Source organism: Sphaerotilus sp. (genome assembly GCF_031429695.1).
In the GTDB taxonomy this organism is placed as follows: domain Bacteria; phylum Pseudomonadota; class Gammaproteobacteria; order Burkholderiales; family Burkholderiaceae_C; genus Sphaerotilus.
This window is the reverse complement of the sequence record NZ_JANPAB010000045.1, coordinates 1-2,994: the sequence shown is the minus strand read 5'-3', so window position 1 is coordinate 2,994 and position 2,994 is coordinate 1. Positions and strand designations below refer to the sequence as shown.

At 64.2% G+C, this 2,994-nt stretch carries 3 protein-coding genes; 2 read left to right on the top strand and 1 reads right to left on the bottom strand.

The features are described 5' to 3' along the window. Both RMP06_RS08025 and RMP06_RS08020 read left to right on the top strand, forming a co-directional pair. Positions 1-1,165 (top strand): ABC transporter substrate-binding protein (locus tag RMP06_RS08025; RefSeq protein ID WP_310461249.1); only part of this gene is annotated, 1,165 nt, incomplete at its 5' end. A gap of 107 nt (positions 1,166-1,272) precedes the next feature. Further along, entirely contained in the window at positions 1,273-2,265 is a 993-nt protein-coding gene (locus RMP06_RS08020) for a galactose-1-epimerase (RefSeq protein ID WP_310461248.1), read from the top strand. Between the two features lie 30 nt (positions 2,266-2,295). Here RMP06_RS08020 and RMP06_RS08015 read toward each other — a convergent pair whose 3' ends face one another. After that, positions 2,296-2,646, bottom strand: a complete 351-nt coding sequence (locus RMP06_RS08015) for a hypothetical protein (protein ID WP_310461247.1) — start codon at positions 2,644-2,646, stop codon at positions 2,296-2,298. Between the last annotated feature and the right edge of the window lie 348 nt (positions 2,647-2,994).

Below are 2,994 nucleotides of genomic sequence, written 5' to 3'. Positions count from 1 at the left end.
CTGGTTCCGCAAGGATTGGTTCGACCGCCAGGACCTGAAGGACAAGTTCAAGGCCAAGTACGGCTACGAGCTCGGCGTGCCGGTCAACTGGTCGGCCTACGAAGACATCGCCCAGTTCTTCTCCGAGGACGTCAAGGAGATCGACGGCGTCAAGATCTACGGCCACATGGACTACGGCAAGAAAGACCCGAGCCTCGGCTGGCGCTTCACCGACGCTTGGCTCTCGATGGCCGGCACCGCCGACATCGGCATCCCGAACGGCAAGCCGGTGGATGAATGGGGCATCCGCGCTTCCGCCGACGGCTGCACCCCGCTGGGTGCTTCGGTCGAGCGCGGGGGCGCCACAAACTCGCCGGCCGCCGTCTACGCGCTGACCAAGTACGTGGACTGGATGAAGAAGTATTCGCCCAAGGAAGCCATCGGCATGACCTTCGGCGAGGCCGGCCCGGTGCCCGCGCAGGGCCAGATCGCGCAACAGATCTTCTGGTACACCGCCTTCACTGCGGACATGACCAAGAAGGGCCTGCCGGTCGTCAACGAGGATGGCACGCCGAAGTGGCGCATGGCCCCCGGCCCGAACGGCCCCTACTGGAAACAGGGCATGCAGAACGGCTACCAGGACGTGGGTTCGTGGACCTTCTTCGAGAGCCACGACGCCAACAAGACAGCCGCCGCCTGGCTCTACGCCCAGTTCGTGACCGCCAAGACCACCTCGCTGAAGAAGACCCTCGTTGGCCTGACGCCCATCCGCGAGTCCGACATCCAGAGCAAGGCCATGACCGACATGGCGCCCAAGCTCGGCGGTCTGGTCGAGTTCTACCGCAGCCCGGCCCGCGTGGCCTGGACGCCGACGGGCACCAACGTCCCCGACTACCCGAAGCTGGCGCAGCTCTGGTGGAAGAACGTCGCCCAGGCCGTCACGGGTGAAAAGACCCCGCAGGGCGCGATGGACAACCTCGCCAAGGAAATGGACGACGTGATGGCGCGGCTGGAGCGTTCCGGCATGGCCAAGTGCGCGCCCAAGCTGAACAAGAAGGAAGACCCGAAGAAGTGGCTGTCCGACAAGGCGGCGCCGTGGGCCAAGCTGGCGAACGAGAAGCCCAAGGGCGAGACGATCGACTACGACAAGCTGCTCGGCGCCTGGAAGGAAGGCCGCGTGCGATGACACCTGAACCGACCAGCCTTTGCTGCTGATAAACGCAGGCGCCGCCGACTGTCTCCCGGCGGCGCCTGCCCCGTTTTGCGCGCCGTGGCTCTATATAGTGGAACGCCATGACGCCCACACCGCCCGCCCGTTTCGACCATCCCCGCTTCATCCGGCTCGCACGCCCAGGCGGCATCGAAGTCACGTTCATGGACTGGGGCGCCACCTGGCTGTCCTGCCGGGTACCGGTTCCCGGTGAAGCGCCGCGCGAGGTGCTGCTCGCCCACCCGACACCCGAGGACCACGCCACGCGCGGCGGCTACCTCGGCGCCACCGTCGGCCGCTATGCCAACCGCATTGCCGAATCCCGCTTGCACCGCGACGGCGTCACCCATGCGCTCGCTGCCCACCCTGCCGGCTCGCGCCACCAGCTCCACGGCGGCCCCGACGGCTTCAGCCACCGCCGCTGGCAGGTCACGCAGCAGAGCGACACCGTGGTCACCTTCTCGCTCGACAGCCCGGACGGCGACCAAGGCTTCCCCGGCGCGCTGCACCTCGATGTCGTCTACACGCTGACCGACGCGATGTCGATGGCGATGGAGATCCGCGCCACGGTGGACGCTCCCTGCCCGGTCGCGCCGACGCAGCATGCGTACTTCAACCTCGATGCGCAGCCGGGCAGCGTCCTCGGTCACACGCTGCAGCTCGCGGCGTCGCAGTACCTGCCCGTCGATGCCGAGTTGCTGCCGGTGGACGGGCCGCAGCCGGTCGCGGGGACGGGGTTCGATTTCCGCACTGCGCATTCAATCGGCAACGACTACGACCATGGCTGGCTGCTCGATGCGGGGCAACCCGCTGCGGTGCTGACCTCGTCGGACGGAAGGCTGTCGATGACGCTGTCCACCACGATGCCCGCGCTGCAGGTCTACACCGGTGGGCACCTCGGCGGCGAGCCGGGGCGCGATAGTGCGCCGATGGTCCGTAATGCTGGTGTGGCGATGGAGCCGGGGTGGCTGGCGGACAGTCCGAACCGGGCGGAGTGGGAACAGAGGACGTGCTGGCTGGAGCCGATGGATGTTCTGATCGACCACATCAGGTGGTGTTGGACAGTTTCACTCTGACCATCTGCTACGCCCTGTTTTCATTTTTGGCTACGTGCCAAGAATCACGTAGTCCGTGTAGCACGTGTTTTTTCCAGGCACTGTCGACGAGTACGTCGCAAACTTTGCGTCCAAGTCGCCCGCGGACGCGATGAGGCGTTGGGATTCCTCGGTGAATTGGTTGTGTGCCGGGGTAATGCGGTCTCGTGCGGTGGTATCAAGCTCGAAAACCAGCCCGTACTTGCCGCTCCGTTCGCCGCGATCGGCTTTGGCGAGACGGACCATCCATCCGTCCCAAGCCTGAATAGACGGGCAGAACTCGTTCGTCATGAATCGTTCGAAGCTCGCCACGTCGGCCCCCGGCAGCAGGTCGACTTCGTGAATGCTGATGATCCGCGCCATGATGCAGCTCCTTTGTATTTTTGAAATGGGGCTGGAACACGCAAAATTGGTGGTGAAGCAGCCGTGAAGCCAGCCTCGCGGTTACGCTTGCGCTGGCAAGCGCATTCTGACGGACACATTTCACAGGGTCATCCTCAAGATTGACTAATTTGCGATGCATATCAATTAATCATTCCAGCGTCGATCGCCTGCTGGCTGGTGTTTCAACAGGGCTGTTCACTGCTGCCTGAGACAATGACAATGCGAGCTGGTTTGAGACACGGATAGCGCAATGAAGACGTTGAAGGAGTGCTTGGCGACGGTGAAGGATCCACGCCGAGGGCAAGGCAAACGCTACGACCTGGTCCA